18 protein-coding genes and 3 pseudogenes are annotated in these 23111 nt (G+C 41.8%); 11 read left to right on the top strand and 10 right to left on the bottom strand.

The genetic code is table 11. The features are described from left to right. Positions 1-100: 100 nt before the first annotated feature. A complete protein-coding gene (locus V7K60_RS03580; RefSeq protein ID WP_334923000.1) occupies positions 101-562 on the bottom strand; it encodes a hypothetical protein in 462 nt (153 codons plus the stop codon). A 162-nt stretch (positions 563-724) separates the two neighbouring features. Beyond that, positions 725-2359, bottom strand: coding sequence for an alpha-D-glucose phosphate-specific phosphoglucomutase (locus V7K60_RS03575; RefSeq protein WP_334922998.1), 1635 nt, complete (start codon positions 2357-2359; stop codon positions 725-727). A gap of 922 nt (positions 2360-3281) precedes the next feature. On the opposite strand from V7K60_RS03575, the gene V7K60_RS03570 reads away from it, so the two are divergent. Together V7K60_RS03570 and V7K60_RS03565 are read left to right on the top strand one after the other, a co-directional pair. Next, complete coding sequence (locus tag V7K60_RS03570; protein ID WP_334922996.1) at positions 3282-4793, top strand: glycosyltransferase; 1512 nt, start codon at positions 3282-3284, stop codon at positions 4791-4793. A gap of 40 nt (positions 4794-4833) precedes the next feature. Beyond that, complete coding sequence (locus V7K60_RS03565) at positions 4834-5955, top strand: carboxylate-amine ligase (RefSeq protein WP_334922994.1); 1122 nt, start codon at positions 4834-4836, stop codon at positions 5953-5955. Positions 5956-6093: 138 nt separating this feature from the next. Here V7K60_RS03565 and V7K60_RS35070 read toward each other — a convergent pair. After that, positions 6094-6921 (bottom strand): annotated as a pseudogene (locus tag V7K60_RS35070) (IS982 family transposase). A 591-nt stretch (positions 6922-7512) separates the two neighbouring features. Here V7K60_RS35070 and V7K60_RS03555 point away from each other — a divergent pair. The 7 genes and pseudogenes from V7K60_RS03555 (at position 7513) to V7K60_RS35060 (ending at position 12122) form a co-directional block, all read left to right on the top strand. Continuing rightward, positions 7513-7656, top strand: coding sequence for a hypothetical protein (locus tag V7K60_RS03555; RefSeq protein ID WP_334922991.1), 144 nt, complete (start codon positions 7513-7515; stop codon positions 7654-7656). 460 nt (positions 7657-8116) lie between these two features. Then, positions 8117-8335, top strand: a complete 219-nt coding sequence (locus tag V7K60_RS03550) for a hypothetical protein (RefSeq protein ID WP_334922989.1) — start codon at positions 8117-8119, stop codon at positions 8333-8335. Between the two features lie 75 nt (positions 8336-8410). Next, positions 8411-8842, top strand: a complete 432-nt coding sequence (locus V7K60_RS03545) for an SDR family oxidoreductase (protein WP_334923035.1) — start codon at positions 8411-8413, stop codon at positions 8840-8842. Beyond that, positions 8839-9585 (top strand): glucose 1-dehydrogenase, encoded by a 747-nt coding sequence (locus tag V7K60_RS03540; protein ID WP_334922987.1) that lies wholly within the window; start codon positions 8839-8841, stop codon positions 9583-9585. The genes V7K60_RS03545 and V7K60_RS03540 overlap by 4 nt, the downstream gene beginning before the upstream one ends. 456 nt (positions 9586-10041) lie before the next feature. Next, positions 10042-10812 (top strand): annotated as a pseudogene (locus V7K60_RS03535) (SDR family NAD(P)-dependent oxidoreductase). Positions 10813-10917: 105 nt separating this feature from the next. Beyond that, positions 10918-11615, top strand: a pseudogene (locus tag V7K60_RS35065) (MGH1-like glycoside hydrolase domain-containing protein); the annotation flags it as partial. 249 nt (positions 11616-11864) lie between these two features. Beyond that, positions 11865-12122, top strand: coding sequence for a hypothetical protein (locus V7K60_RS35060; RefSeq protein ID WP_442944330.1), 258 nt, complete (start codon positions 11865-11867; stop codon positions 12120-12122). 80 nt (positions 12123-12202) lie between these two features. On the opposite strand, the gene V7K60_RS03525 is transcribed toward V7K60_RS35060, so the two are convergent. The 3 genes from V7K60_RS03525 to V7K60_RS03515 form a co-directional block, all read right to left on the bottom strand. After that, entirely contained in the window at positions 12203-13210 is a 1008-nt protein-coding gene (locus V7K60_RS03525) for an LLM class flavin-dependent oxidoreductase (RefSeq protein WP_334922986.1), read from the bottom strand. 71 nt (positions 13211-13281) lie between these two features. Beyond that, on the bottom strand, positions 13282-13482 hold the full coding sequence (locus tag V7K60_RS03520; RefSeq protein WP_334922984.1) for a hypothetical protein: 201 nt from the start codon (positions 13480-13482) through the stop codon (positions 13282-13284). A 537-nt stretch (positions 13483-14019) separates the two neighbouring features. Next, on the bottom strand, positions 14020-14346 hold the full coding sequence (locus tag V7K60_RS03515; protein ID WP_334922982.1) for an antibiotic biosynthesis monooxygenase family protein: 327 nt from the start codon (positions 14344-14346) through the stop codon (positions 14020-14022). An 11-nt stretch (positions 14347-14357) separates the two neighbouring features. Between V7K60_RS03515 and V7K60_RS03510 the strand changes: the two genes are divergently transcribed. Next, complete coding sequence (locus tag V7K60_RS03510; protein ID WP_334922980.1) at positions 14358-14735, top strand: LLM class flavin-dependent oxidoreductase; 378 nt, start codon at positions 14358-14360, stop codon at positions 14733-14735. A 249-nt stretch (positions 14736-14984) separates the two neighbouring features. On the opposite strand, the gene V7K60_RS03505 is transcribed toward V7K60_RS03510, so the two are convergent. Beyond that, a complete protein-coding gene (locus V7K60_RS03505) occupies positions 14985-20438 on the bottom strand; it encodes a trifunctional serine/threonine-protein kinase/ATP-binding protein/sensor histidine kinase (RefSeq protein WP_334922978.1) in 5454 nt (1817 codons plus the stop codon). Between the two features lie 566 nt (positions 20439-21004). Beyond that, positions 21005-21166 (bottom strand): hypothetical protein, encoded by a 162-nt coding sequence (locus tag V7K60_RS03500; RefSeq protein ID WP_334922976.1) that lies wholly within the window; start codon positions 21164-21166, stop codon positions 21005-21007. An 18-nt stretch (positions 21167-21184) separates the two neighbouring features. Between V7K60_RS03500 and V7K60_RS03495 the strand changes: the two genes are divergently transcribed. Then, a complete protein-coding gene (locus V7K60_RS03495; RefSeq protein ID WP_334922974.1) occupies positions 21185-21337 on the top strand; it encodes a hypothetical protein in 153 nt (50 codons plus the stop codon). Positions 21338-21507: 170 nt separating this feature from the next. Here V7K60_RS03495 and V7K60_RS03490 read toward each other — a convergent pair whose 3' ends face one another. Next, positions 21508-22038 (bottom strand): hypothetical protein, encoded by a 531-nt coding sequence (locus V7K60_RS03490; protein ID WP_334922972.1) that lies wholly within the window; start codon positions 22036-22038, stop codon positions 21508-21510. 708 nt (positions 22039-22746) lie between these two features. Beyond that, positions 22747-23067, bottom strand: coding sequence for a hypothetical protein (locus tag V7K60_RS03485; RefSeq protein ID WP_334922971.1), 321 nt, complete (start codon positions 23065-23067; stop codon positions 22747-22749). Positions 23068-23111: the final 44 nt, after the last annotated feature.

Genomic DNA, 23111 nt, shown 5'->3' with positions numbered 1-23111 from the left:
TACACAATGCAGAAGGATTTAGATTTGTGACAAACAATCTGTCGCTCTGGTCAAATAATTCGTCGCTCTCTAGCCATCCTGACAATGGGTTTAATTTTAATTAAACTGCAAAAACTTCTTCAAAAAATGGATAAAACTTGTTCGCTAACAACTCAAACTTTTCTCCAATACAATCAGGGCGAGCTATTTTATAACCTCTGCCATTGTACCAATCAGGATTCATTGCTGGAGAATAACACAGATAAGCCGTGCCCTCTTTGTAGTACCCAGATATAGTTAAGATATTTATTTTAGGTAAATAATTTACTTGAAAATTTCCTACAGCACGGTTTTGACTTTTAAAAGTAATAGCTAAATTATTATCAACAATGTTTTGATAGTCTTCATTTAATAATTTTAAATAGGTTTCTGGTACAACTAAAGCTGCATGAACCTTACCAATTTTTCGAGTTGATAACTGAAACTCAGTGTCGCTAAAAACTTGTCCAGCAATCTTAGTAACCTCTGTTTTAAAATCTATTTGTACCGTATAAAGGAGTCGTTCTAAATCGATATTGAGCATTACTTTACCTTCAAATATTCAACTGTTATCAAGAAATGCTATAAGATTTTTAGTATCTCAAATGTTTGCTGGAGTTACATTCGTAGTAAGCACAAAGCGTAGTTATTTTCTAAGTACGCTTTGTGCTGACTACAAAGCTCAAAAACTATCGAGAGCTTTGTACTAGGTAATCACAGTTGGCTGTTCCCGTCCTGTGAGTGAGCGGATCTGGGCTATCTCCTGAGCAATAGTAATTAAAGAAGCAAGTGCAAGCTGTGGCTCAAGGTCATGTTTTGCAGGATCTGGCTCGTAGCTTTCTAGATAAACTCTTAAGGTTGCACCTTGAGTCCCCGTACCAGAAAGTCGCACCACAATTCGAGAGCCATCGGTAAAGCCAATGTGAACACCTTGTTGCTCGCTAACGCTGCCATCAACAGGGTCGGTATAACTAAAGTCATCACTGTATTCAACTTGATAGTTACCGAATTGCTTGCCTTTGAGAGTTGGCAATAAAGAACGCAATCTTTCTATTAAGTTGATTGCTTGCCTTGTTTCTATCTCTTCATAGTCATGACGAGAGTAATAATTGCGTCCATAGGTTTGCCAGTGTTCCCGTACAATCTGCTCAACAGATTGTTGCCGGACTGCTAGGATATTCAGCCAAAACAGCACAGCCCATAACCCATCTTTTTCGCGGATATGGTTAGAACCAGTACCAAAACTTTCTTCACCGCAGAGAGTAGCTTTATCTGCGTCTAAGAGATTGCCGAAAAACTTCCAACCAGTGGGTGTTTCATAAGATTCAATCCCAATCTGAGCAGCAACTCGATCCACTGCTTGGCTAGTAGGCATTGATCGCGCTACCCCGGCTAAACCTGCACTATAACCAGGGACTAACTTGGCGTTTGCGGCTAAAACTGCAAGGCTATCGCTAGGGGTGACAAAGAACTTACGCCCTAAGATCATATTGCGATCGCCATCTCCATCAAAAGCTGCTCCAAAGTCTGGCGCATTCTCTGCGTACAAAATATCCACCAACTCATGGGCATAAACCAGATTTGGGTCAGGGTGTCCGCCCCCAAAGTCTTCTAGGGGTGTACCATTATGCACTGTTCCCACTGGTGCGCCCAAACGTTGCTCGAAAATGGCATGGGCATAAGGACCAGCCACTGCATGTAAAGCATCGATGCTGAACCGAAAATTTTCTCTTGTCAACAGTTGGTGAATCCGTTCAAAATCAAACAGGGACTCCATTAACTCTTGATAATCATCTACGGAGTCAATTACCTCAACAAGCGTCTCTCCTAAATGTGACTCACCCAAAGTTTCTAAATCTACATCTGGTGCTTCCAGAATTTGGTAGCTATCAATGACTTTACTGCGCTCGTAGATAGCTAAAGTCACCTTTTCCGGTGCTGGTCCACCATTGCTAATGTTATATTTCACACCAAAGTCACCATTTGGCCCACCTGGATTATGGCTAGCAGACAAGATGATGCCACCAACAGCTTGGTACTTGCGAATAATTGCAGAAGTCGCAGGAGTAGACAAAATCCCCTGTTGACCAACTTTAATGCGCCTAATGCCATTGGCCGCAGCCATTTTCAAAATGATTTGAATGGCTTGGCGATTGTAATAACGACCATCACCACCCAAAACTAGGGTTTGAAAGCGTAAGTCCCCCACAGAATCGAAGATGGATTGGATAAAATTTTCCAGGTAGTGGGGCTGCTGAAAAACCTTAACTGATTGACGCAGTCCAGAAGTACCGGGCTTTTGGTCGCTAAAGGAAGTAGTAGAGACTTTATGGATGTTCATAGATAATGTTTAACAAAACATTTTTCTTTTACAGCTTTGCATAGTAAAAGATTTTGTAGCCATCCTATCAGGTGAAAAGGCTAAAAATTACAAAATCGTTACTGTCACGACGTTAAAACTACCACTGACAACTCTTATAATCAATTCAAGAGTGATACAGAAACAAAAGTGATTTGGTAATGAGAAGTACCCATAACAAGGGTCAAGTTATTGAGGAGCCGTGTAAAGCGAAAGTTTTATGCACGGTTTTGTAGACCAGCGGGGCTGGTGACAGCTTCGCTGAGTTTAATATTTATTCCAAAACGGCTCACCATCAGCAATAGCCACAGCATCATTGATTTTTAAAACTAAACAAAACCGTGCGATCGCCTTCAACTGTACAACTTACCCCATTCACTGTACTTAATCATGGGCATCTGTGACCAATTGAGTAAATCTGTCTGAATTTACCGACTCGAACTCCAGCATCACGCCCCAACGCTCGTTAGTGTACTGAGTAATTCTCTCACCTGTTCCACAGATTGTTCTATCCGTTCAATAACTAGTCGAGCGTAATACTTTAGTATGGACTGAATCCTACACCACTGTTTAATAGCTTTACAGCCTATAATCCTTCTTATTTTTCACGGCTTTCAGCTTAATAAGAGTGCCATTCGGATAAAGCAGTTTATGTCATTTGGTATATGTGAGCGAACAGCAGTAGTGATTAACTTAAGAATTAGGAAAATGTGCCAATCAGTTAGATGTGCGTCAAAAGGATCTGTACAAGCTGTTTAAATTACTTTTTGATGGCACTCATGCACAGTCGGACTGCGTACACTGTTGAGTCTTGGGAAGCTGGGAAGGCTCGCCAAGCTTTGCGTGCTGCCGTCTTCAGGCAGAAGTTTAAACGCAAAAATTAACCTGTATTAGGAAGTGGGCGATGCACATTGGATTTCTCAACCCTCAAGGTAACTTTGATTTAGGTAATAGTCATATAACAGAACATTCAGATTTTGGGGGTCAGCTGATCTACGTCAAGAAACTCGCCATAGCCATAGCTCAAAAGGGTCACAAAGTTGATATTCTCACCCGCCAAATTATTGACCCAGAGTGGCCAGAGTTTTCTGAAGAGTTTGACACTTATCCAGACGTTGATAACGTCCGCATCATCCGATTACCAGCAGGTCCAAAAGAATTTTTGCCTAAAGAATTTTTATGGTCTCATTTGATTCGTGATTGGGTACCCAACATCCTGAAATTTTATCAACAGCAGGGTGGGTTACCTGATGCGATGACTGCCCACTACGCTGATGGGGGGCTGTGTGGCGTTTTGATTGAACAGAAGACAGGTATACCTTTTACGTTTACTGCTCATTCTCTCGGTGCCCAAAAGATGGACAAGCTGGAGGTGACTCCAAAGAATTTAACACAAATAGATGAACAATTCCATTTCCGATACCGCATCCTAGCCGAACGCCTGAGCATGAATTACTCGGCGATGAATATCACCAGTACAAAACAGGAACGCTTTGAACAGTACTCTCATCAAGTCTATCGTGATGCAGTGGACGTAAATGACGACAGCCACTTTGCGGTGATTCCACCAGGAGTAGATTTCTCAACCTTCGATACTAACAGACGTTCCCAAAATGAAGAAGAGATATATCAACTGATTCAGGAGCGATTAGCACGGGATATCGCTGAGTTGCGTCGAGATTTGCCCGTTATCTTAGCATCTAGTAGATTAGAGGCTAAAAAAAACCTATTAGGGCTAGTGCAAGCTTTTGCAATCAGTCAAACACTTCAGGAACGAGCTAACTTAGTTCTGCTGACAGGGGGGCTAGACGATCCGCTACGCCAGAGGGCTAGCGACGATATGAGCGAAGAGGTATTAGCACCCATTCGGGAGGTGATTGAAGAAAACGACTTGTGGAGCAAGATCAGTGCTTTTAGTTTATTAGATCAATCGCAAGAGTCACTAGCTGCAACCTATCGCTTTATGGCTAAACGCCACTCGGTATTTGCGCTGACTGCACTCTATGAACCCTTTGGGTTGGCTCCCTTAGAAGCGGCGGCGGCTGGGTTGCCGGTGGTAGCAACTCAAAATGGCGGCCCGAGTGAGAGCTTGCAACAGGGAGATAGCGAATATGGCGTACTTGTTGATCCAGAAGACCCTGCCGATATTGCGCGGGGCTTAGAGCTGTTGCTGTGCGATGAACAACAGTGGCAACATTTTGCCCAAGCTGGTCACCAGCGAGTGCTGAAGATTTACACTTGGGAAACAACAGCCCAAAGCTACCTGAGTGCGCTCGAGCAGATTGTGTCTTCACCACAAGTACGCCGTCAGGCTCGACGACTGCCAATTCATCCCTACTTTCTGAATCTACAACCCAATACTGATATCTCCCTCTTAGAATTGAGCAGCCTCTACTTTGATTCTCACCAAAATTGACCAACTGCACCTGCCGCTTGAGCAAAGGAAACACTACATAATGTCATCTCAGACTGAAGAATTTACTATTGGCGTCGAAGAGGAATATCAAATTATCAATCCGACGACACGAGAACTGAGTTCGCGTGTGCAGCAGATTCTGCCAAAAGCCCAGAAAGCACTTGGCTCTGAAGTTCAGCCAGAAGCCCAGCAATCGCAGATAGAAATTGGTACACCCATTTGTAGAACACTTGCAGATGTACGCTCTGATCTTGTTCGTTTGCGCCAGGAAGTGATTGCGGCGGCTGCTAAGGACGGTAAGCAAATTGCTGCTGCTGGGACGCACCCGTTCTCACATTGGGATGAACAGCAGATCACGCCTAAAGAACGTTATCAAGATTTGATGCGAGATTATCAACAACTCACCCGTGAACTAGTGATCTTTGGCTGTCATGTTCATGTGGGAATTAGCGATCGCTCCACCGCTATCCAGGTGATCAACCGTACCCGTATATGGCTTTCTCCACTTTTGGCACTAGCAGCATCCTCACCTTTTTGGCTAGGTACGGATACAGGCTATGCAAGTTATCGGACTGAAATTTGGAACCGATGGCCAATATCAGGAGTGCCACTCATTTTCGAGTCCTTAACTGACTACGAAGTACTTGTACAAGCTCTAATGGAAACAAAAAGTGTAGCGGAAGCGACAAAGATTTATTGGGATGTGCGTTTGTCTGAGCGCTTTCCAACAATAGAGTTTCGAGTGACTGATGTCTGCCAGACGATAGACGAAGCAGTAATGGTGGCAGGGCTTGTACGCGCTTTGGCGCGAACTTGCTACCAAGAAGCTATGAGTGAGAAACCGTTTCCCGCAGTCCGCCACGAACTTGTACGTGTTGCTCACTGGCGTGCCGCACGTTATGGATTAGAGGAGGATTTAATCGACCTTAGCGCTATGAGAGCCGTTCCAGCGCCGCAGATGGTTGAAAACTTTCTCACCTTCGTGCGTCCATCGCTTGAGGAGTACGGAGAATGGGATGAAGTCTCATCTCTTGTACATACAACGATGCAGTTCGGGAATGGTGCAACAAGACAACGCGAAATTTACAAACGAACGGGGCGTTTGTCAGATGTTGTCGATTTAATCGTTCAAGAAACAGCAAAAGGGATAGCTTTAGTATAAAGCTTTGGATATTGCTTTTTTTTGCATCCGTCAATTCATGCGAGCGCCATCACAAGTTGACGGTTGCGCTACGCACAACCGTCAACTTTGACTAAATCAAAAATTTAAATACTAAATTATTTAGCGTTAGATATTTAACTATCTCATAAATGCTTGTTGTAGGGTAGATGAAAAAATAAATGCTTCAACCTTCAGTAAAAACCCTTGCCAGGTACAAGCATGAATAAATTTTGGAAAAACAGCAGTGATACCACTGAATACGGTTTCAATATCATGTCGGGTAGATTGTTTAATATATTGATTCTAGGGTTGATCTTGACGCTTGGAATTCTTTTTACACATTACTTTTAAGAATATTTGACTATTTTCTTGCAGATTATCCTCAACGGTATAATCGGTATAGGTTGAATCAGCATATAGTTCGCTACTAAGTGATATATTTAACAGCAAGCCACTGAGCGCACGTACATTTGAAGCGCTACCAGGCATAAACACAAATTCGACTTGAATACCACTTTTTGTCGTTAATAACTGGACTCTAATACCGTAAAAATACCGTTTTTTTGAGGCAATGTAACCTCGATAATCCTCTGACTTGATTAACTTGGCATTAAATATTCGGATGTTGTCACAGATGGGTACTGAGAAAAAGTCTAAAAAATATTCAGTGGAATCACTAGTTTCCTTCAGTACCATTCCTACTTGATGAAATAAGTCGTTGATTAACATTGAAACACTGTGTAATCTCCGATTAACTCATGATTTCTCTAACATATTCGATATCAAACTATGGTCTTTCATATAGCTACAAGCCTTACTATGATCACCATTAAAGAACATCGCCGCGCAGATAGCCGTTGTAATAATTTCTGCGTCGTTCATCTCTCTACGACAATCTTCATTATGCCCAATCGCCTTCAATAAGTTGTCTGTGATAGCATATATGGCAATTATTTTGTTTAGCATATAGCCCTCCTAATTTTCTTCTTAGAGGGCATTTTATTGCTTTACTGCCTCAAAGCGATCGCCCATAAGAGTAACTAGCAACTTGGGTTATTAGAAAAAAATTGGTCTTGGATTTGTTATTAGAAAAGAATCGTGCGATGCCTGTGGCAGGCTACACCTACGCTTGCTATACAAAAGCTCTAGAATTCCGAAATGGCAAATGTTTCCGGAGACTGACAGAAGAGGGATAGTTTTAAGATAGTTGTGGCGAAATTGCCAAAGCTCTTTGTTTGCATTCAACTACTGTCACTAAATGGATTGGTAGAGTTATTAGTAGAGTCAGATAATGATGCTACTTTAGTAGAATTGTGCGAGTGATTAGAACAGAAGACCCAGGTAAAAATAAGTCGCTCCACAATGGGCAGAGTCACCCAAAAACTGAATTTGACGCGTAAAAAAAACATTGCACGCGAGCGAAAAATACACACAACGAGTCCAAAAACTTAGAGCAGAGTATTGGACAACCATTGGCTCAGTAAACCTAGAGGATTTGATATTTATCGATGAGGCAGGAGCGGAGCCGGAGACGCTTTGCCTCCGGTTAATATTGCTATGACTAGACGTTTTGCTCGTTCGCCTCAAGGTAGTCGTGCTTATGATGATTGTCCTAATACTCGGAGAAAAAATGTGACGATGATTGGAGCAATGTTAACATCTGGCATCATTGCTGCCATGACTATGTTACTCAAGTTTTAGTTCCAAATCTTTGGCCTGGCGCAACTGTTGTCATGGATAACTTCAGTTCTCATAAAGTAGCAGGCATCCGAAAAGCTATTGAAGCTGTTGCGCCAAGCTCGTCTACTTGTCTTCTCCCGCCTCCTGATTTTATCACCAATTGAAAATTGTTGGTCGAAGGTAAAAGAATTTTTGCTTAGGCGTAGCCCCCCGCAGGCATCGCTTGCGGTCAGAACCTACGAAGAATTAGATCAAGCCATCACAAATGGCTTAGATGCAGTGACTAAAAAAGATATTATTGGATGGTTCACTCACTGTTGTTACTATATTGCACCCAACTGAGAACCGCTATATACGTTTGTTTCAGTTCCTATGTTACTTTTTCATCCCTACTTTGATGAGATGAATATACATGCTAATTGTGAATAGAGCAAAATAATTTAAATTAATAGTAGTTTTTACTAATACATCCTCGTGAATCATGGTTGCTCTCATTCGCTGGAGACAATTGCATTGGGCAGAGTATGCAGCAGAACTTTTAGGAACCGCCCTGCTGGTTTTCGTAGGTTTGAGTGCTATAGTTTTCAACTTTAGTCTAAGCTTGCCAATGGAACAATGGATTCTTGATCGCAGTTCTCGTCTACTATTGACCGGGTTGATGTTTGTGGGTACGGGTTCTATGGCATTGCGCCTTCGTTAGGCTCCTTGCAGTAGGAGCCTTTAGTTTTTTAAAGGTGATTGGGGCACACAAGCAGGATATTTTGACCGGTTTGCACTGAACGCTAAAGGAACCTTTCTGTGTATGAAAGAAGCTACCAATCGTCTCAACAATAACGGGCGAATTGTCAATATTTCTAGCGGTCTGGTTGTCCGCCCAATGCCGGGATTTAGTTTGTATTGCGGTAGTAAAGCAGCCATTGAACTCATGGGCAAAGTGCTATCGATGGAACTGGGCGATCGCAGCATCACTGTCAACACAGTCTCACCAGGGCCGACCGAAACCGAAATGTTTGCCAACTCTGGCGATGATGCAAAAGCAGCAGCAGAGCGATCGCCCTTCAATCGACTCGGCGAACCAGAAGATATCGCCGATGTCGGGAGCATTTGCTGTCAGCGAGAAATGCTGCATTCCTTACAGGAGAAACCTTTCAAGCAGGCGGCGGCTACGTTTAAAAATAGTAGTTCAACACTGTACAAAACCTTATGAATCAAGAACTTACCGGGAAAGTTATAATTGTTACTGGTGCTTCGCGTGGAATTGGACAAGCGATCGCCACACGTTTGGGCAAAGAAGGTGCATTGGTTGTCGTCAACTACGCTAGTAGCGAAGAAGGTGCCACAGCAACTGTGGCAGCGATAAAATCTGCTGCTGGAAGCGCGATCGCATTGCAAGCCGATGTCAGTAATGCTGAGGATGTCCAACGTTTATTTGAGCAAACGATAAGTGAATTTGGACGAGTGGATGCATTAATCAACAATGCTGGGTGGAAATCAGAAGACGCGCCGATTGCTAAAACTACAGACAGCGACTTCGACAAAATGCTTGCGGTAAATGTTCGCAGTACGTTTCTGTGTTCGCGAGAAGCCGAAAAGTACCTGCAACCAGGCGGACGCATTATTAACTTTACCTCGATTGTCACCCGTCTCAATCGACCTAATGCAGCGGTTTATGCGGCTGCAAAAGCGGCAATTGAAAAATTTACCTACATTCATGCTAAAGAATTAGCGGGTCGTCAAATTACAGTCAACGCGATCGCGCCTGGAGCCACAGACACCGCTACGATGCGACAAGGCAAAACTCAAGACGATATTCAATCTATTATCGACAAGACTCCCATGAAGCGGCTGGGAAATCCAGAAGATATTGCGGATACTGTGGTTTTTTTACTGAGTCAACAAGGTGGTTGGATTAATGGACAAACGATCCACTGTAACGGTGGTCTTGGCTGAATCTTGAGAGAATAAAGCATAAATCATGCTAAAACTGTACAAACATTCTTTGATGCTTACACTGCTCACGAAATTCCCGCAATGCTAACACTTTGCTCACCCACAGCGGCATTCCGCTATGTTCCTTTATGAGATAGCGGTACAGGTTCTGTTCACCAAGCTGCTCAATTATGGCAACTGTATGTAGATGCCTTTCGCGATTTCAAAACTCAAGTCATAAGTTTGATTGAGGGCAAGGATGGTACTGTCGTTTGCAAGACGTTAAACAGTGGCACACAAGCAAAGGACATTGACAACATTCAGAACAAAGGTGGTACGTTGTCGGTTCCTCATTTGTTTATTTTTGAGTTCAATCCTCAAAATTTGATTGCGAAAATTACTGCCTTTTGGGATAACAACACGGTCTACGCTTAGTTGAAACACACAGAAATACACAATTAATAACAGGAGAAACGCATGGTAGGCAAACTTGATGGCAAAGTAGCAGTAATTACAGGTGCATCTTCGGGAATTGGTGAAGCAACTGCGATCGCTCTTGCAGCTGAGGGAGCTAAAATTGCGCTTGCGGCTCGACGAGTGTAAAAACTGGAGGCGTTAGCCAAGCAAATTACGGATGGGAGTGGACAAGCACTGCCAATTGCCGCTGATGTTACAAATGATGCTCAAATTCAAGAACTGGTGAAAAAAACCCAGTCTCACTTTGGCGGTATGGACATTTTAATCAATAATGCTGGAGTCATGTTGGTTGGACCAGTTGAAGGTGCAGATATCAGTGATTGGCAACGCATGATTGATATTGATTTGCTGGGTTTGATGAAAACAACCCATGCTGTTTTGCTAATACTGAAGGCACAAGGCGGCAGACATATTGTCAACATTGCCTCGGTTGCTGGTCGCATTCCAATTCCTAACTATGTAGTTTACAACGCGGTTAAGTTTGGAGTAATTGCCTTTAGCGTTGGCGAAGCCTCTCGTAGAGAAGCCCTCTGCAAAGAAGTGATTAAAGAGAAAATTCGCATCACTGTGATTGAACCGGGGGCTGTGGCAACGGAGTTAAGCAGTCAAATTTCTAACCCAGAAGCACGGCAGCAGGTGGAGGCGTTCTATAATTCTGTCGAGCCGTTGCAAAAAGAAGACATTGCCGCTGCGATCGCTTACGCTATCACTCAACCTGCTCGTGTTAGCGTTAACGAAATTTTGATTCGTCCCAGCAATCAAGAAATGTAATGAGGCAGGGGAGCAGGGAAGTAGGGAAAATTAGAGACTCACGCCTGAAGCGACTAAAAAAGCCTATTATAGTGATTCATTCAAAGAGCGTAAATTAAAATAAATATGACAGCGGAAGAACAACGCTTGCAAGAAGACTGAGAACGCAAAGCTTACTGGCGACGCTGGGTGATCGTACCTGAGTGAGCGGCAATGGGGCACTGTGCGCCAAGACTACAGCCCCGATGGTTCAGCTTGGGACTACTTTCCCCATGACCATGCGAGATCCCGTGCTTATCGTTGGGGCGAAGATGGCATCGCCGGAATTTCTGACAATCATCAGCGATTGTGTTTTGCGATCGCTCTCTGGAACGAGCAAGACCCGATCCTCAAAGAGCGGATTGTTTGGCTTAACGAGCAACGAAGGTAATCACGGCGAAGATGTTAAAGAATACTACTTTTTTATTGACAATATGCTAACTCATGCGTATATGAAATTCTTGTACAAATATCCACAGCAGGCATTTCCCTATACTCAACTAGTCGAAGAGAACTGTCGCCGCAGCAAGCAGGAACCGGAATTTGAATTACTTGACACGGGTGTATTTGCCGAAGACTGCTACTTTGATGTGTTCGTTGAGTACGCCAAAGCCTCTGCTGAAGATATATTAATTCAAATCACGATCGCTAATCGCGGTTCCTAGGCCAAGCCATTGCGTCTGCTGCCGTCGCTTTGGTTTCGCAATACTTGGTCATGGGATGGAAAAAGTAAAAAACCGATGCTGAAGGTGCTAAAATCTGCTTCTGATTTCAGCATCATCGAGCAGAAATTCTACGGACACGCTGATAAACGATTTCTGGAACGAGTATTTCAAAAGCTACTGCTCAACTTTACTTGGTGGGTTAACCGCAAAGATGCCGAGGGTAAAAATATTTTTCAGGGTGGCAATTCTAACTGGCGCGGCCCGATTTACTTTCCGATGAATTATCTGCTGATCGATGCCCTATAACACTTTCATCAATACTTAGGAGATGACTACAAAGTAGAATGCCCGACTAATTCTGGACAATGGATGACGCTAAGGGATGTAGCGATCGAGTTGTCAGAACGACTTGGACGCATTTTTCAACAAAATGCCAACGGGCATCGACCTGTCTACGGTGCCGTTAAGGTTTTTCAGACAAATTCTCATTGGCGAAATTTGCTCACCTTTAATGAATACTTTTATGGCGACAATGGCGCTGGCTTAGGAGCAAGCCACCAAACTGGCTGGACAGGAGTGATTGCACAATTAATTCATCAGTGTAGTGAAAGTTTATTTCTTGAGTGAACGAACAGCGCGATCGCCTTCGGCAGGCGGTTACACCATCGCAACAATAGCCAAATTTATCGAAAGCGATCGCAGCTTCTTCAGACATAATTCCGCACCTCTTGGTTATAAAGTGCCAAACTTTCAAGTTTTTTTTGCAGATATAATGAGGAGGGATTGAGTGCTAAAGTGCCTAAATTCAGTTCATCTTGAAATCGTTTGATTTTGTCACGACAGGTAGTTACATCACCAATAATTGAGTTTTCTAGTAAATCATCTTCATTAAAAGACGCTTTTTGCCCACTAATTGGCATCAGATGTTGGCTATGATTATCGTCACTTTGAACTTGATTTTTAACAGCTTTCATTCTCTGGCTAAAAATCCGAAGAAAAGGCAACGCTTCACTCACTGCTTCTTCATTTGTGCGAGCAACAAAAAAGAACCGTGCTAGCATCAATCGATCGGAACCACTGGAATTAATAGCACGATATTTCGTAACATTGTTTTTGAGAATATTTAAAGAAAACTGTGTTCCTCCCATTAAGCCAAGAGATTTGACAGCACTAAACTTAAGCGTGTCATCATCGCTAGTTGCTACATATACTGAAATCGATTTCTGCAAAGGTTTTGGATAAATAGTCACACCTTGGCACTGATAATATTCACCAGTAAATGACACGTCAGTGTAATAGAGCAACTTATGAATCAATGTGATTGCTTCTAAAGTTTTAGAGCGAGATTCACTCATAGAAGTAGCAAAATGCTTGTTTTGTTCGGGGAACGGACCCCCCTTAGCAATGCCAATCGAAAGTCGTCCGTTGCACAAATTATCCAGCGTAGCAATGCTTTGTGCAATAATAATTGGGTTATGAAATGCCAGCAATAATGCTGCTGAACCTAATCGAATTTTGTGAGTTATGCCTGCTAAGTGTGCGATTAACATTAAAGTCGATGGGCTAACACTGAAATCGTTAAAATGATGCTCTGTTATCCAAGCTTCTTCAAAATCCAAGCTTTCTACGTATTTTACTAACGTCACTTGCTCAAAAATCACACGATGAGCATTTTGATCATGATTTTCGTAATTACAGAAAAGTCCTGTTTTCATAGTCAGTATTTTTATTCTTGTGTTCTAAAGCATTGCGATTTTAATCACAAGCGGGCAGGGAGCGAAACGTTTTATTTGAATTTGGTACTGTATAAAAAGGTCGGCAAAGCAATTTTTTCCTTTACTACCCCAGGTTGCCACTGCCGGGAGACGAGGTTGTAAACTTGTACCTGTGTTCCAATCACCACATCAGCAATCGCTTCCACATTCACACGCCCAGGCGGAAGCTCATCGTAACTCTTAATACTGCCAAGTAATTCAGGGATGGTCAAATGCGGGCGTAGTAGATTTGACTAAGGTTTGGGTACTGTCATTGCTAGTACCCAAAGTTTCATTTTTAGTTGATTAAGTGATTAGTGGAATTTCTCTGGAAAGAAGTAGAGTTTGACCGACTGTACTATTGCCACTGTTCAACTGGTCTCTGATTGACTCAGTATTGCTACAAGTGTAATATTTCTCAGTGCATAGATTAATAGCTAAGGTATAAGGCTAAATCAGTGAACAGTTATCATAGTTTGAGTCAAATAGTTTGACCCCACTGATTACTGATAACTGATTACAACTATTTGTGTCGGCACAAAGTCCAATTAAATTGATTGCTCAAAATTTGAAGACAGTTGCTCCTAAGATAACTTGATGAGATCACCTACAGTTCGTGTGATTAGCTCGCGTTTACAGTAACGCTCAGGTTAACCCACCGTGACGACCCTGCGCCAACAACAGGCTTGCTCCCCTCGCGGTTGGGTTCAACCTGTTGTTGTGCGGCGGTCTTGAGCAAACGCGCAACCACCTGACTTCAAGACTGACAGCTAGCCTACCGACAGACTTTCCACTACCTCATACAAATGAGCATCGAACTTCGCTATCTCCATGATCGGTTTCATGTGCGCCGTCGCTTCCGGATTCTTTTGCATCGCCTCGAAATCCTCACCCGTGCGCCACTGGGCATAATTCGTCACTCGCACCCCGTCCGAACTCTTATGAATATTGGCCGAGATAAAGCCAGGTAAATGCTTCATCGTTTTTTCGGTGGCCTCGATGAGCATCTCGACCAATCTTTGTTGGTTCTCCGGCTCGACGGTGAAGACGTTAATGAGCGTGGTAACTTGATTGTCTTTCGAGATTGTGGTCATCATCCCCCCTTTTAATGCTGGCGCGTCATATCGCTACCCTGGATCATATTCTTAAAGGTCGATTGACTATCAATATTATTAATTCCAATCTGCCTAGTGTAATAAAAAGTCCCGAACTGCGTTACAAACGATGCTGCGAAACTATTGAAATCCTCAAACAAGCCTGGACTAAGGAAAGTATTGATTTTGAAGGTGAAATCTATCAGGTCAAACTTGATACCACAGACCCAGTGAAGCCCTATCAGCAAAATGGCGGACCACTGCAGGAGCAACGCGATTTTGTGAAATCAAGCAAAAAACGAGCGTTTACGCAGTGTGCCGCAGGTATCGCTAAAACATATATATCAGCCCCAAATTATTTTATTAACATTAAAAGTACTGATAAAACATGACAATTGTACGGTGACAAATTAAATGGGATTGAGACAAATTCCTGTTATCAAGCTAACGCTTACTTACTTTAGGTTTGCAACAATTTGTGTTGGTATAGCCTGTAAGTTCTCTGCACTGCTTCTAAGCTGAACACTAAAAAGTTCAGGCTTGACATCCTCGATGACATTAATTGGCACTGCGACAAATAAAAAGTCACTGTACACGATGATCCGGAATTGTTCAGCCCATATTTGTGCTGTAATGGTTGATTAGACACTTCTTGCTTCTAGTCTTGCCTGAAGGGGGATAGAAACAATAAATTCAGCCCCTTGTCCTAAAACTGATACACATTCCAACTGTCCTCGATGCTTATTAGTCACAATCTGGTAACTAATAGATAACCCTAAACCAGTGCCTTTCCCAACAGGTTTTGTGGTAAAAAAGGGCGTGAACAGTTGCGTTTGCACATTTTCACTGATACCAGAACCGTTGTCAGCAATGCGAATGACGGCGACATCGCCTTCAATAGTGGTACGAATTGTAATGATACTTGGCTGACGTGCGATATCGGCATAAGTCCGGTGTTCGTTAAATTCCTCTAAAGAGTCGATCGCATTTGCCAGTAGGTTCATAAATACCTGATTGAGTTGGCCAGGGTAACACTCTACAGGTGGCAGGTTGCCGTACTCCTGTATTACCTGAATTCCGGGAGAGTCTGGTTGGGGTTTGAGCCGATTTTGCAAAATCATTAGGGTACTATCAATGCCCTCATGGATATTAACGGCTTTAACTTCAGCTTCGTCTAGGCGGGAAAAGTTTCGCAAAGATAATACAATTTGACGAATACGATCAGTTCCCACTTTCATTGAAGCCAACAGCTTAGGTAAGTCTTCCATTAAAAAATCTAAGTCAACTGCATCTATTTCATTCTGAACTTTAGGTGGTAAATTCTGGTTTTGCTGCTGATAAAGTTGTACTACACTCATCAAGTCTTTAACATAATTATTTACGTAAGTAAGGTTGCCATAGATAAAGCTGACTGGGTTATTAATTTCGTGAGCAACGCCTGCCACCAACTGCCCGAGACTAGACATTTTTTCGCTTTGCACCATCTGGGACTGGGTGAGCTTCAATTCATCAAGTGTGTGCTCTAGCTGCTTTGCTTTCTCACGCGCTTGTGTTTCCGAAATTTCTAACTCTTGGGAGTATATGTGTAAATTTGTGTAGAGGCGAGCATTTTCTATAGAGATGGAAACTTGCGAAGTCAATAAGTTCAGTACCTCTAGTCGCTCTGCGGTAAAGGCTCCGGTGGTGAGGTTATTTTCCAGGTAAAGAACTCCAGTTAGCTTACCCTGGTGAGCAAAAGGCGAACACAAAACTGATTTAGGTTGATTGGCAATAATATAGTTGTCACTCACAAAACGCTCTGTGTGACTAGCATCGTCTAAAACCAAATTTTCTTTTGTTCTTTCAACATAGTTAATCAGTAAAACTGGCAATTTATGCTTTACTTGCACCAGACTGGACGATCGCACTGTCACTTGATCTCGATCAATGCTTCCTTCAGCTTCAATCACCCACTGATTTTCCCGTTTTACAAGTAAATAACCCATTTGGGCCCCAGCATTCTCGATCGCGATCGTCATCATTTTCTCCAGCAGCCGACTTAGCTCCATCTCACTTGAGAGTGCCTGCGATGCTTTAATCGCTGTGCTAATATCTAGAGTTTGGGTTTTAGCTTCAAAAATATCCCGAATCTGCTTTGTAGCCGTACCCTGCCCAATTACCTCCCCGACTGTATCTGTAAAAAGTTGAGAATATTGTTCGTCCAGTTGCCGGACTTTACCTGTAGCTTCCCACTTCAGATAGCGATAGCGGGCTTCTTTAAAATAAACTTTGGCAAAGTTTTGCCTACCCTTGGCCAGGTAAAATCGAAATGCCAGTTCGTTTGCCAAGGCTTCATTTTGTAAATAACCGTTTTCGGCAGCAGAAGCGATCGCCTTGTCATACAGTTCCATTGCCTGATAATCTTGTTTATAAATCCGAGCAATTTCAGCTTGAATCAGCAGAAACTTGTGTTGATAATTAGTTGGGCAGTGCATTGCCCATTGCTGGAATTTTTCTAAGTTGGTATTTAGTTTATCCAGATAAATGGCTTGAGTTGCGGTATCTGCCTCTGCATAAGCCCCTGCTAAGGCAATACTTTGGTGAAAATAGAAAACAGGATTAATAAAAATTCCTCGCGCTCCCCCAACAAATTTTTCGGCATTGTCTGCATACTCAACAGCTTTGGTATAGTCTCCATACCAGTTACAAAGCGCAAGTTTATAGATGTAAACTACAAATGCACTCAACATATCCGAAGATGCCAACGCAAATTCTAGCACTTGCTGTTCATCTGCCCAATCTCCAACAAGCTGGTCAATCTTTCCTGCTGGCTTAGTTAGGTTAGCGATCGCTTCCATAGCCAGCAGATGGTAGTTCAACATATTTTTGTCAATCTTGCGGAGGCTAGGAATAAAATCTTCGGCTATTTCTGCGGTTTTTTCTAAAGATTCATTTCCAAATAATGATTGCCACAAAAAATTAACTGAACAATAACCAGACCACTGGTAAGAACCTGTTTCTAAACCACTATTAAATCCCTTCAATAAATAAGGTTTACTCTCGCTAATATGGTCTTTATAGTGACAAACTAAACCGCCCCACATATTTAAAATATTTGCTTCTAATTCTTTCGTTCTTAAAACTTCATGTAACTGCAAAGATAGCTCACCAAACTCATAACCAGAATCTACCTCACCATATTGAAACACCAAATTAAAAGCATAAAGCATATAGCCAAATACAGAAATTGGTGAGTTGCCATACTGAACTGAAAGTTGAGTTATATTCATTGATGTGATATGCAACGCTTTAGATCCTAAAAAGTAGGCAATGGGCCAGACTTCTTTTAAGATGCGTTGAGCCATTAACTTCTCTTCGTCTTGCATTTGTGGTAGTTCTGCGAGACTAAAAGTTGAGCGATCGCCAATAATTTTTTTTGTTTGATTAAGTTTTGCCAACAGATATGCATCATCGGGATAAGCTGTAAACTTTAAGCCTAAAAGTTCCAAGGTGTTTAACCCAATTTCATAGGCGGAGTTTAAATCATTCTCCATGCGATAACACATAATCCGATATTCATTCACACGACACATATCAAGAGTAGTTTTAACTTGGCTGAAAGTCTGCTCAAAAATCAGTAAAGCTTTCTCATATTTACCATTTAAAAATTTTGCTTCTCCAACTTGTAAATATAATGTTAAGGTGAGTAAATAATTATCTTGCCAGCTATTTTCAGGTAGATAACTCACTCCTGTTTTCAGCAATTTGAGTGCAGTTACAAATGCCGAAGATGATTTTGCACGTTGACCTGCTTTCAGATTTAATTCTGCCAGTTCATATCTTTCTGCTGGTTCTACAATCAATGAACTACCAGCATTGAGATGGTTGACAATATCAAAAATATGTTCTTCTAACTGGGCTTTTTCAGTATTATGTAATAGTAATTTTCCCACCTTCAGGTGTACTTGCTGTTGCTGATCGGTTGGAATTAAAGAATAGGCAGCTTGCTGAACGCGATCGTGCAAAAACTTATAGTCAACTTCTACAGCAGTATCGCAGTATATTGCCAATTCCGACTGATTCAACAACTGAGGAATTTTGTAAGTATCGCTTAAGGGAAGAATTAATCCCGCTCGCAAAGCTTCCCATAAATCAATTGCTGTTGCTGATGGAGATTTTTCGTTTACTACAGCTAGAATTTCTAAATTAAAACGGTTGCCAACACAAGCAGCTAATTGTAAAACTTGCTGCGTCGGTTCTGACAGCCTCTGAATTTTATTTACCATTAAATCAACAACATTATCGGTAATGGCTTGTTCCTGAATTTGGTTGAGATCCCACTTCCAGAAACCCGAACGATAATCAAATGTCAAGAGATTATCTTGATGTAGTACTTTTAGTAACTGAGTTAAGAAAAAGGGATTACCTTGGGTTTTTTGAAACAGCAAATCGGCTAAAGGTTCTGCCTGAGATGATTCACAATTGAACGTGTCAGTAACCAGTTGAGTAATATGAGGTGTTGCTAATGGCTTCAAAAGCAACTCTTCAACAGTTGCCCCAAATGCTTGAATTGTCTCTAGCATTAGCATCAGCGGATGGGTGGGACTAACTTCGTTATCTCGATAAGCCCCAATCAGCAAGAGATACTGACTTTCTGGGTCAGTCATCAGATTCTCGACCAGGTTCACAGAGGCAGCATCTGCCCATTGGAGGTCATCTAAAAACAGTACTAAGGGATGGAGAGCAGTAGTAAAGGCATGGATAAATTGCTTAAACACCCGATTAAAACGGTTTTGAGACTCAGCAACCCCCAACTGCGGTACAGGCGCTTGCTGCCCAATAATCAGTTCTACTTCCGGGATGACATCAATAATAACTTGACCGTTAGCTCCCAATGCTCGTAGTAATTTATTTTTCCAAACCTCAACTCTGGCTTGACTTTCAGCTAACAGTTGTCGCATCAATTCTCGAAATGCCTGAATCAAAGAAGCATAAGGAATATCTCGCTTAAGTTGGTCAAATTTGCCACCGATAAAGTAACCTCGTTGCCGCACAATCGGTTTGTGAACTTCGTTAACTAGTGAGGATTTACCGATACCAGAATATCCTCCTACCAACACAACTTCGCTCGAACCAAGGCTAACTTTTTCAAAGGCAGCCATTAAAGCCGCCACTTCTACTTCCCGACCGTAAAGTTTTTGAGCTATTTGGAATTGATGCGAAAAATCTTGCTGACCTAAATTAAAAAGGTCAATGCTGCCTTTTGTTTGCAGTTGTATCGCTGCTTGCTCTAGGTCAGCTTTTAACCCGTAAGCACTCTGGTAGCGGTCTTCAGCAGTTTTGCTCAGAAGTTTCATTGCGATCGCAGAGATTGCCAGTGGTACTTTAGGATTAATCTCGTGCGGAGCTACTGGGATTTTCGCAATGTGACAATGCACCAACTCCATTGGGTCTTGGGCATTTTGGAAGGGGAGCTGACCTGTCAGCATTTCGTAGAAAATCACACCTAATGAGTAAAAATCTGTACGATAATCTAAAGTTCGGTTAATGCGTCCAGTTTGCTCAGGCGACATATAAGCCAGCGTTCCTTCTAAGAGGTTGAGGCTACTGATTTCTGGGCTTTCTTTTGACAACAGCGAAGTGATGCTGAAGTCAATCAGTTTTATTTTTTCGGTATTGGGGTTATAAAGAATGTTTTCGGGCTTAAGATCCTTATGGATAATCTGGTGGGTATGTAACTCTCCCAAAGTTTCAGTAATTTGATCGGCAATGTTAAGAAATTTTGTAAGTTCAACTCCTGTAGTAGATATCTGATGTTTTAAGGTTTCTCCACCAAAGTCTTCTAAAACCAGTGCTAGACCATTATTGTAGCCGTTGTCATAATTGATTAATTCATAGGCTTTAATTACACCTGCAATATTCAGGTTTTGGATAATTTCGTATTCGTGTTTGAGTTGAGCAATCTCTTTGATAGTGGGATACTCTGCTTTAAGCAGTTTGATCACAACTGAGCGTTCCTTAGCCTTGGAGTATGCTCGATAAATTACTGTGGCAGCAGCCTCATAAATTAAACTTCTAATACTATAGTCAGGAATGTGAGCAATTAATTTAAACATTAATACTTGTCTGAATGTTGTTTTCTAATAGATTTTGGTGGTTCCTATGATAGTTCCCAGAATTCAAGTCAAGTTAACTCTTAAAATGCTAATTAAGGAAAAATTAGTGAGGTTGCTCTTTACCAGCACGCAATGACTATAAACTTTTTCATACAGTGTATGCAGCTCGTTTTTCTACGTAATAGTCTAGTCAGGAGTGCAAAACTAAATTTCCAAAAAATAAGTATACGGATTTAAGATGTTTCCAGGAACTAAGGGACTTCCAAAAAATAAATTATGCCCTTATCAATAATGATAATCATTTCAAGGGGCGTAAAGGGGCTAGCGCAATGCGACGTAGTAAAGCAAAATTCTGTGGGCTGTGTAGAGAATGAATTCTGCACTTATCTTGATCGAATGTGACATCTAATGTCCAATGAACAGAGTTTTCGCTCCCCCAGTGCTGTCGAATTGCACTACCAAGGAAAGTTAGCATCACTGGCGAGGCTGGAGATGTAAAATTGCACCTGATTGCTAGTCTTATTCCAATGCTGAATTGAACGCACTACGATCACGACTATTTTCAGTCATACCCAATCGTCTTGTTGATGAAGTGCAGGAATTTGTGAGATTGGTACAGTGTATTGACGATTTTCAATTCGGTGATCCCCCTTAGATACCCATTGACTAATATTCACATCAACATCTTTAAACCCAAGAGATTGTGCTATTTCAAACCAATTCTTCACTTGTTGGTGCAGTGTAGGATGATTATCTTTGAGGCTGAAAATATAATCAGCATCAGCTTCGATGATTTTTTTTGCAAACGACTTGCCAAATTTGGTATTGATTTAGAAAACCCGGAATTTCCACTCTTAGGGCAAGAATTACCGGACTATCTGTATGAGCAAACAGGCTAGAAAGTAACTTTGCAAACCCTGTACCGTTGGGCTTCTAAACGCCGTATGACTTTCTCTAAGTTATGCATCATTAACCAAAAAGAATTGAATAGATGGCTAGAATTGGCAAATATAGCAAAGGCACAGTAGTTAGCTTTTTGAGCAACACCGACTAATTGATATGCTGGCTTTCAATCTCTGACATTTTGTTCTAGATACTGGCGCACTCCTGCGCTCATTGCTAGGAGGTTTGGTTGTATATTTTTCCCTAAAAAATCTTCGACTACATGAGCAATTGTACTTGTGAGGAAGAATGGTACTCCCTTGATTTTTTTGGGGTCAATCACTAGTTCACCACGGCTTTCAATTACTGTATTATTGCCATCTTCCAGAAAGCGATTTTTGCCATAACACTTGACTGCTTCTGTGAAAGCGTGAGTTTCAATACGCCATTCAAGTGTAAAATCAGCCTGATTCCAGGTATTATATTCTGTCCAAGAGAGCATATCTTCATTGAGCAAAACTCTTGCTGCTGCCGGAATTTCACTGCCACCGTGCCATTCATTGACACTAGAAACATTACCATCCGCTTCACTACGGGATAAAAGTGTGATCTGGCGCACATTTGGCATATAGGGAACTAGCTCAACTAGTTTGTCCCGATAGGTAGCATAAACCAGGGAGCGTGGAAAAGGAATTTGGGTATCAGGACAGATGAGCATTAATTAATACCATATATAAATAGAGACACGATGGGGAATTACCAGGAGTTTAGCGATGGCGTAACCGCCCACCAGAGGTGATCGCAACAAAGCCTGTTCTTTTTGCTGATGTGTCTGCATTCTGCTTAAAACATCATCTATATTTTATTGTCGCATCGGATCACAAAGCAGCATAAAAAAGCGGCAAGGTCTGCCGTGACATCTAAAAGCCTTGCTGTGTATAGATGTTACAGAAAGCGGCATGATTCGGTAAAACTCTAGAACCCTTGCTATTAAAAGAATGTCACAAAAAGTGGCATGGTTAAATTATGAACTTGGTGTCACTAGAAAGCACTTAAAGCCATACAGGATGGGTGTCACAAAGGAAGCGGCAGAGTTGACGAAAAAAAATAGGGATGAAAATAAGCCCTGTTTTTGGGGCTTTTTTATGAAGTGGGATCGAGAGCGAATCACAAAAGCACGTCGATGATTATGCCAACAAGTGTATACTGTTTAACCTAGTCTTTCTTCTAAGTTTTCAATGTTTAGACTTTGTGAGAGGATTAACCCAGTATTTAAACTTAGCTTAAACATCTTGTTCTGAAATGTGATGTAAATTCATTATTACATAGGAGTGCTTAATTATGGTGCAGGACGAACTCAAGAACAAAGTAGCTTTAATTACTGGTCATCTATATTAGAGATACTTCTTAGTACATGGATACTGACTTAAGCATTGGATATTGCCCCCAACTGGTGCTTGAGAATTAGTATTTTACGCTGATATGCTTCAATCTCAACCTGAAGTTCAGTGTGTAATTCAATTGATGTAAGTGGATGAATTTTCTCCTTTTCAAGATGTGACACTTCTGAGAAATCGTTTTTATCTAGGACAGCATAACGCCAAGATTCATTACATAAACCAGTCAGTAGATCATTGGGTGGATAATACTGAATTCCAACAATCACTCCCTGCTTGGTTCTCTGCCCGAACGAGTATTTTGGTGATGTCCAGTAATTGGGAACACTAACAAATTTTGGAGTTTCCATTTTTACCTCTGCAAAATTATTTTTTGGTGAATGGAGAGTAATTA

The sequence above is a fragment of the Nostoc sp. genome (genome assembly GCF_036917555.1).
Lineage (GTDB): Bacteria > Cyanobacteriota > Cyanobacteriia > Cyanobacteriales > Nostocaceae > Nostoc.
This window is presented reverse-complemented; position numbering and strand designations above follow the sequence as displayed.

Coding starts and splice junctions, on each gene's coding strand:
- V7K60_RS03565 (WP_334922994.1), top strand. CDS start 4,834: ATGTCATCTCAGACTGAAGAATTTACTATTGGCGTCGAAGAGGAATAT.
- V7K60_RS03570 (WP_334922996.1), top strand. CDS start 3,282: ATGCACATTGGATTTCTCAACCCTCAAGGTAACTTTGATTTAGGTAAT.
- V7K60_RS03510 (WP_334922980.1), top strand. CDS start 14,358: ATGCTGGCGCGTCATATCGCTACCCTGGATCATATTCTTAAAGGTCGA.
- V7K60_RS03540 (WP_334922987.1), top strand. CDS start 8,839: ATGAATCAAGAACTTACCGGGAAAGTTATAATTGTTACTGGTGCTTCG.
- V7K60_RS03490 (WP_334922972.1), bottom strand. CDS start 22,038: ATGCTCATCTGTCCTGATACCCAAATTCCTTTTCCACGCTCCCTGGTT.
- V7K60_RS03580 (WP_334923000.1), bottom strand. CDS start 562: ATGCTCAATATCGATTTAGAACGACTCCTTTATACGGTACAAATAGAT.
- V7K60_RS35060 (WP_442944330.1), top strand. CDS start 11,865: ATGACGCTAAGGGATGTAGCGATCGAGTTGTCAGAACGACTTGGACGC.
- V7K60_RS03555 (WP_334922991.1), top strand. CDS start 7,513: ATGACTAGACGTTTTGCTCGTTCGCCTCAAGGTAGTCGTGCTTATGAT.
- V7K60_RS03495 (WP_334922974.1), top strand. CDS start 21,185: ATGATTATCTTTGAGGCTGAAAATATAATCAGCATCAGCTTCGATGAT.
- V7K60_RS03485 (WP_334922971.1), bottom strand. CDS start 23,067: ATGGAAACTCCAAAATTTGTTAGTGTTCCCAATTACTGGACATCACCA.
- V7K60_RS03575 (WP_334922998.1), bottom strand. CDS start 2,359: ATGAACATCCATAAAGTCTCTACTACTTCCTTTAGCGACCAAAAGCCC.
- V7K60_RS03525 (WP_334922986.1), bottom strand. CDS start 13,210: ATGAAAACAGGACTTTTCTGTAATTACGAAAATCATGATCAAAATGCT.
- V7K60_RS03550 (WP_334922989.1), top strand. CDS start 8,117: ATGGTTGCTCTCATTCGCTGGAGACAATTGCATTGGGCAGAGTATGCA.
- V7K60_RS03515 (WP_334922982.1), bottom strand. CDS start 14,346: ATGATGACCACAATCTCGAAAGACAATCAAGTTACCACGCTCATTAAC.
- V7K60_RS03505 (WP_334922978.1), bottom strand. CDS start 20,438: ATGTTTAAATTAATTGCTCACATTCCTGACTATAGTATTAGAAGTTTA.